Here is a 6,912-nt window from a genome sequence, read left to right as displayed (position 1 = left end):
ATCAGGTAGGTGAGGTGGCTGGCAAGCATCGCTCCGAAAAGTTAACAGCTCGGCGCAACGTTTACAACCACTTCCCGCACCAAAATTAAAATGCCGTCCAGTGCTTAACTGAACGGCATTACCGGCTTGCCGGGGTTTTTCTTTGGTCTCAGCCCTTTGTCGCGGGGGGCGTGAACCAGTTTTCCTTCGGCACGAACACGGGCTCGTCCGGCTGCGTTTGGAAGTGCGGCGACATGATCTGCACGCCCGCCGCGTTGAATTCGTCCTGGATGTTCGCGTTCAGGTCGGAGAGGATGTACGGGCGCCGCGCGGGATCGTCGAGGGCGGCGATCAGCTGATATTCCACGTAGAAATCGGAAAGCGAGCGCTGCATCACGAACGGCGCCGGGTCCGGCCTGATGTGCGGCGTCTTCAGGGCGGCGGCTTCGAGCATCGCGTGCACATGGCGCCACGACGCGTCATAACCGATCGTCACCGATACGCCGATGCGCGCGCCGCGTTCGTCCGCGAGCCGCGAAAAGTTCTGGATCGGACTGTTCACGACGAGCGAGTTCGGCAGCGTCACCTCTTCGTGGCTCGGATTGACGAGCTTCACCGAGAGCGCATCGACGCTCATCACCTGTCCCTCCATCGCGCCGATGCGCACCATGTCGCCCTTTCTCAGCGCGCGCGAATAGACGAGCACCATGCCGCTCATCATCTGGTTGACGACGCTCGTCGAACCCAGCGTCAGCATGAAGCCGAACAGCACGCTCAGGCCCTTGAAGACATCGCTTTGCGAGCCCGGAATGTACGGATATGCAAACGTGATGGCGATCGCCCAGACGACCGCGCCGAGCAGCCGCCGCGTCGCGCCCACCGTCTCCGGATGCAGGCCCGGAAACGACTGCGGCTGGCGCTGGATCGAATCGAAGACGTTGCGCAGGAGGGTCTGCACACCGCGAGTGAGCAGGAAGATCACGACGATCGTGACGAGTCCCGGAATCGCCGAGAGCGCGCCCAGACCGATCTTCGTCAGAAGCCGCAGCAGGAAACCGCTCATGCGCCGGCCGAGCGGTGCGGTGAGCGGGAACTGGTCGAGCGCGAAAATCAGCCACACGTAGGCGAGCGAAAACATCAGGAACACTGCGAGCAACTGCACGATCTGCGAAGTCAGTTGCACGGCGGAGCCGGTCCAGTCGAACTTGCTCGAGGTGCGCTGCAGGATGTGTTTCTCCAGCACGCGCGACAGACGGCCATGAACACGTGAACGCAGTCGCGCCACGATCCACATCAGCGCGAGCAGCACCGCGAACGCGATCACCGACAGCAGCGCGCCCCGCACGAGGTTCGGCCAGTGCATCTGCTGGCGACGCGCCTCGAGCACGGTGTTCAGGTTGCTTTCGACGGTCGCGACCTGCGCCTCGAAGCTGCCCGACGCCGGCAGCGTGTCTTCGCGCGCGTAAGCGAAGAGAGGATGCGTGCGCGCGTAGAACATCACGCCGGAGTTCGCGCCCATCTGACCCGCGAGTGTCGTGACCGGCGCCCCGAGCGCGTCCTCGGGCAGTTCGCTCAGCACGACGCGTGCGTTCTCGACGCGCGAAGCCGGATCGACGGCGCCGAGCGTCGCGCGCAGGGTCGCGATGGGGCGGTTCATGAATTCGAGTTCGGCGGCCGGCGCAACCGTCCCCGACGCGGCCACGGGTGCCGAGGCGGCCGGCTGCGCGCCGGCGCCCGGAGCGACCAAAAGACAAGCCAGAGCCATCAAAAGCGCCGCCAGTCCACGTGCGGGCATCGAAATCGAGCGGACGATCGTCGACATGTCGTGAGTCCTCCAGGCGCTTGGTTCGTTGTGATTTTTGCGGCGATGGTTCAAGCCGCTGTCCCGTTTCATGTCCGATATGCCGAGAATCGCACAAGCCCGTGAAAGAAAACACTTTTCCGCGACGGCGCGCGTGAAAGTCGCGTGGAGGAACGCTGCAAAAACCATCCGGGTAGCGCCGATACAGGTAGCGCGAGTACCAGCCAACTCCCTGTTTCTTATCGGTTTTTTCTCGTTATGCCGAAACACGCGCGCGCTTCGCGTGGCATAATCGACCGACACCCAGAACATACCCCGCAGTCACAACTCGAGCGCTCACCATGGCCCAGACTCTCTACGACAAACTGTGGAACTCGCATGTGATCCACACCGAGGACGATGGCACGTCCATCCTCTATATCGATCGTCACTTGCTGCATGAAGTGACGAGCCCGCAGGCGTTCGAGGGCCTGAAGCTGGCCGAGCGCCCGGTGTGGCGCATCAGCGCGAACCTGGCCGTGTCCGACCACAACGTGCCGACCACGGACCGCTCGCACGGCATCGCCGATCCCATCTCGAAGCTGCAGGTCGACACGCTCGACTCCAATTGCGATGCGTTCGGCATCACGCAGTTCAAGATGAACGACCTGCGTCAGGGCATCGTGCACATCATCGGGCCGGAGCAGGGCGCGACGCTGCCGGGCATGACCATTGTCTGCGGCGACTCGCACACGTCCACGCACGGCGCGTTCGGCGCGCTGGCGCACGGCATCGGCACGTCGGAAGTCGAGCACGTGCTCGCCACGCAAACGCTTCTGCAGAAAAAGAGCAAGAACATGCTCATCAAGGTGGAAGGCCAGTTGCCGCGCGGCTGCACCGCGAAGGACATCGTGCTCGCGATCATCGGCAAGATCGGCACGGCAGGCGGCACCGGTTACGCGATGGAATTCGGCGGCTCCACCATTCGCGCGCTTTCGATGGAAGGCCGCATGACAGTGTGCAACATGGCGATCGAAGCGGGCGCGCGCGCCGGCATGGTCGCCGTGGACGACACCACCATCAATTACCTGAAGGACCGTCCGTTCTCCCCGCAGGGCGCGGAGTTCCAGCAGGCCGCCGAATACTGGCGCCAGTTCAAGTCGGACCCGGATGCGCAGTTCGACCGCGTGGTCGAACTGAACGCCGCCGAAATCGTGCCACAGGTGACCTGGGGCACGTCGCCGGAAATGGTGACGTCGATCGACGGCCGCGTGCCCGATCCCGAGCGCGAAAAAGACCCGGTCAAGCGCGACGCGATGGAACGCGCGCTCACCTACATGGCGCTGCAGCCGAACGCGCCGATCGAATCGATCCGGCCGGACAAGATTTTCATCGGCTCGTGCACGAACGCGCGCATCGAGGACCTGCGCGCCGCGGCTTACGTCGTGAAGTCGCTCGGACGCCGCGTCGCGTCGAATATCCGGCTCGCGATGGTCGTGCCGGGCTCGGGTCTCGTGAAGGCGCAGGCCGAGCGCGAAGGGCTCGACAAGGTCTTCACCGACGCCGGTTTCGAATGGCGCGAGCCGGGCTGCTCGATGTGTCTCGCGATGAACGCCGACCGGCTGGAGCCGGGCGAGCGCTGCGCCTCGACGTCGAACCGCAATTTCGAAGGCCGTCAGGGCGCGGGCGGACGCACGCACCTGGTGAGCCCGGCGATGGCGGCTGCGGCGGCCATCGAAGGCCATTTCGTCGATATCCGCAAGCTCGCCTGAACGCGCCCGCACAACATTCACCGGTAAAGCGACATGGAAAAATTCATTGTTCACAGCGGGCTCGTGGCGCCGCTGGATCGCGAGAACGTCGATACGGACGCGATCATTCCGAAGCAGTTTCTCAAGTCGATCAAGCGCACCGGCTTCGGCCCGAATGCGTTCGACGAATGGCGTTATCTCGATGTCGGCCAGCCGGGCCAGGACAACAGCAAGCGTCCGCTGAACCCGGATTTCGTGCTGAATCAGGAGCGCTACAAGGGCGCATCCATCCTGCTGACGCGCAAGAACTTCGGCTGCGGCAGTTCGCGCGAGCACGCGCCGTGGGCGCTGGATCAATACGGCTTCCGCGCGATCATCGCCCCGAGTTTCGCCGACATCTTCTATAACAACTGCTTCAAGAACGGTCTCCTGCCGATCGCGCTGACGGAACAGCAAGTCGACAAGCTCTTCAACGAAACCTACGCGTTCGTCGGCTATTCGTTGACAGTCGATCTGGAAGCACAAGTGGTTCGCGCCGGCGACGGCACGGAGTACGCGTTCGACGTGCCGGGCTTTCGCAAATACTGCCTGCTGAACGGTTTCGACGACATCGGACTCACGCTGCGTCACGCGGACAAGATTCGCCAGTTCGAAGCCGAGCGGCTCGCGAAGCAGCCGTGGCTGAACAACCGGCTCGTGCGCTAATCCATCCAACTCATCAGGGAAAGAACATGAAGATTGCAGTGCTGCCCGGCGACGGCATCGGTCCGGAAATCATGAACGAGGCGGTCAAGGTCCTGAACGCGCTCGGCGAGAAGTTCGAACTCGAAGAGGCGCCGGTGGGCGGCGCGGGTTACGAGGCGAAAGGCCATCCGCTGCCGGATTCCACGCTCGCGCTCGCGAAGGAAGCCGACGCCATCCTGTTCGGTGCTGTCGGCGACTGGAAATACGATTCGCTCGAACGCGCGCTGCGCCCGGAGCAGGCCATTCTCGGCCTGCGCAAGCACCTGCAACTCTTCGCGAATTTCCGTCCGGCGATCTGCTATCCGCAACTGACGGCGGCTTCCTCGCTGAAGGCTGAAATTGTCGCGGGTCTGGACATCCTGATCATCCGCGAACTGAACGGCGACATCTATTTCGGCCAGCCGCGCGGTGTGCGGTCGTCGCCGGACGGGCTCTTCGAAGGCGCGAAGGAAGGCTTCGACACGATGCGCTATTCGGAACCCGAAGTGCGCCGCATCGCGCACGTCGCGTTCCAGGCGGCGCAGAAGCGCCAGAAGAAGCTGACGAGCGTCGACAAGGCGAACGTGCTGGAAACGTCGCAACTGTGGCGCGACGTGATGATCGACGTGTCGAAGGAATACGCGGATGTCGAGCTGTCGCACATGTACGTCGATAACGCCGCGATGCAGCTCGTCAAGGCGCCCAAGGCGTTCGACGTGGTCGTGACCGGAAACATGTTCGGCGACATCCTCTCCGACGAAGCCGCGATGCTCACGGGCTCGATCGGCATGCTGCCCTCGGCGTCGCTCGACAAGAACAACAAGGGTCTCTACGAGCCGTCGCACGGTTCGGCGCCGGACATCGCGGGCAAGGGCGTGGCGAATCCGCTCGCCACGATCCTTTCGGCCGCAATGATGCTGCGCTACTCGCTCGGCAAGACGGAGCAGGCGGACCGCATCGAAAGCGCGGTGAAGAAGGTGCTGGAGCAGGGCTATCGCACCGGCGACATCGCCACGGAGGACGGCCGCACCGTCGGCACGAAGGAAATGGGCGACGCGGTTCTCGCCGCGCTCTAAGGCGCCCGACACGCGATTCGGCGGCATTTTCAAGATGCCGCCGAATGCGTGAAATCATCTCTTTTCGCCGTTTATCGCGCACGATCCGCGTGAAATTCAGTGAAACGCGCGCGAGGCGCGGCGAAAATAGCGCGTTATCGTGTAGACTCTATTGTTATGGCGAAGATCTCTCATATCTCTCTGGACTCGATCTCACGCGGCGAAATGGCCCGCGCGATTCGTCTCGCCATCGGTATGCGCATCGGCGCTTCGCTCGCGGCCAAGCGCATTACAAAAATCTCCCACAAAACGATCACGATTCGCTGATCGTCCGTCGTGTCCGCCCATCTTCCCCGCGCGGTCACAGCGGGTAAAGATGCGGGGAAGCGTCCACTTCAAGGGTTAGTCATGAACGTAGGTCTCGTTGGTTGGCGCGGCATGGTCGGCAGCGTCCTGATGCAGCGCATGCAGCAGGAAGGCGATTTCGACCTGATCGAACCGGTTTTTTTCAGCACCAGCAATGCGGGCGGCAATGCGCCGTCTTTCGCTAAAAACGAGACGAAGCTGAAAGATGCAACAAGCATCGACGACCTGAAGAAGTGCGACGCCATCATCACCTGCCAGGGCGGCGACTACACGAACGAGGTCTACCCGAAGCTGCGCGCGGCGGGCTGGAACGGCTACTGGATCGACGCGGCGTCGTCGCTGCGCATGAAGGACGATGCGGTCATCATCCTCGATCCGATCAACCTGAACGTCATCAAGGATTCGCTGGTTGCGGGCGGCCGGAATTTCATCGGCGGGAACTGCACGGTCAGCCTGATGCTGATGGCGCTCGGCGGCCTGTTCCGCGAGAACCTCGTCGAATGGACGACGGCCATGACCTATCAGGCCGCGTCGGGCGCAGGCGCGCAGAACATGCGCGAACTGCTTAGTCAGATGGGCGCGCTGCACGGCTCGGTGAAGGAAGAACTGGCGAATCCGTCGTCGGCCATTCTGGATATCGACCGCCGCGTGCTCGCGACGATGAACAGCGACGCCATGCCGACCGACAACTTCGGCGTGCCGCTCGCCGGCTCGCTGATTCCATGGATCGACAAGGATCTCGGCAACGGGATGTCGAAGGAAGAGTGGAAGGGCGGCGCCGAAACCAACAAGATTCTCGGCAGGCCGGCGATGGGCGAACCGGGTTCGGTGCCGGTCGACGGCCTGTGCGTGCGGATCGGCGCGATGCGCTGTCATTCGCAGGCGCTCACGATCAAGCTCACGAAAGACGTGCCGCTCGACGAAGTGCACGGCATTCTGGCGTCGGCGAACGACTGGGTGAAGGTCGTGCCGAACGAGCGCGAAGCGTCGATGCGCGATCTTTCGCCGGCGGTCGTGACGGGCACGCTGACCGTGCCGGTCGGCCGTCTGCGCAAGCTGGCGATGGGTGGCGAGTATCTGTCGGCGTTCACGGTCGGCGATCAGCTCCTGTGGGGCGCCGCCGAGCCGCTGCGCCGGATGCTGCGCATTCTGCTCGACAAGTGAAGTAAACTACGCGCCAACGACGCGCGGAGTCATGAAAAGCGTCGCGTTTTCCGCGGCGCTTTTTGTTTTGTGCGACCGATTTCGCTTTTTCCCG

At 63.0% G+C, this 6,912-nt stretch carries 6 protein-coding genes; 5 read left to right on the top strand and 1 reads right to left on the bottom strand.

The window, feature by feature from the left end:
* Window positions 1-148: 148 nt before the first annotated feature.
* Window positions 149-1,801: a mechanosensitive ion channel family protein gene (locus AWB81_RS29650; RefSeq protein ID WP_087135278.1), complete on the bottom strand. Its 1,653-nt coding sequence runs from the start codon at window positions 1,799-1,801 to the stop codon at window positions 149-151.
* A 320-nt stretch (window positions 1,802-2,121) separates the two neighbouring features.
* On the opposite strand from AWB81_RS29650, the gene leuC reads away from it, so the two are divergent.
* From leuC to asd, 5 genes are all read left to right on the top strand, one after another.
* A complete protein-coding gene (gene leuC, locus AWB81_RS29645) occupies window positions 2,122-3,531 on the top strand; it encodes a 3-isopropylmalate dehydratase large subunit (RefSeq protein ID WP_062640269.1) in 1,410 nt (469 codons plus the stop codon).
* A 33-nt stretch (window positions 3,532-3,564) separates the two neighbouring features.
* On the top strand, window positions 3,565-4,215 hold the full coding sequence (gene leuD, locus AWB81_RS29640) for a 3-isopropylmalate dehydratase small subunit (RefSeq protein ID WP_062640267.1): 651 nt from the start codon (window positions 3,565-3,567) through the stop codon (window positions 4,213-4,215).
* A 26-nt stretch (window positions 4,216-4,241) separates the two neighbouring features.
* Window positions 4,242-5,309, top strand: coding sequence for a 3-isopropylmalate dehydrogenase (leuB, locus tag AWB81_RS29635; RefSeq protein ID WP_062640265.1), 1,068 nt, complete (start codon window positions 4,242-4,244; stop codon window positions 5,307-5,309).
* A 156-nt stretch (window positions 5,310-5,465) separates the two neighbouring features.
* A complete protein-coding gene (locus AWB81_RS45895) occupies window positions 5,466-5,615 on the top strand; it encodes a hypothetical protein (protein WP_159938955.1) in 150 nt (49 codons plus the stop codon).
* A gap of 81 nt (window positions 5,616-5,696) precedes the next feature.
* Window positions 5,697-6,818 (top strand): aspartate-semialdehyde dehydrogenase, encoded by a 1,122-nt coding sequence (gene asd / locus AWB81_RS29630; RefSeq protein ID WP_062640263.1) that lies wholly within the window; start codon window positions 5,697-5,699, stop codon window positions 6,816-6,818.
* Window positions 6,819-6,912 lie beyond the last annotated feature (94 nt).

This window comes from Caballeronia arationis, assembly GCF_001544975.2.
Classification (GTDB): Bacteria; Pseudomonadota; Gammaproteobacteria; order Burkholderiales; family Burkholderiaceae; genus Caballeronia; species Caballeronia arationis.
This window is presented reverse-complemented; position numbering and strand designations above follow the sequence as displayed.

Coding starts and splice junctions, on each gene's coding strand:
- AWB81_RS45895 (WP_159938955.1), top strand. CDS start 5,466: ATGGCGAAGATCTCTCATATCTCTCTGGACTCGATCTCACGCGGCGAA.
- leuB (WP_062640265.1), top strand. CDS start 4,242: ATGAAGATTGCAGTGCTGCCCGGCGACGGCATCGGTCCGGAAATCATG.
- leuC (WP_062640269.1), top strand. CDS start 2,122: ATGGCCCAGACTCTCTACGACAAACTGTGGAACTCGCATGTGATCCAC.
- AWB81_RS29650 (WP_087135278.1), bottom strand. CDS start 1,801: ATGTCGACGATCGTCCGCTCGATTTCGATGCCCGCACGTGGACTGGCG.
- leuD (WP_062640267.1), top strand. CDS start 3,565: ATGGAAAAATTCATTGTTCACAGCGGGCTCGTGGCGCCGCTGGATCGC.
- asd (WP_062640263.1), top strand. CDS start 5,697: ATGAACGTAGGTCTCGTTGGTTGGCGCGGCATGGTCGGCAGCGTCCTG.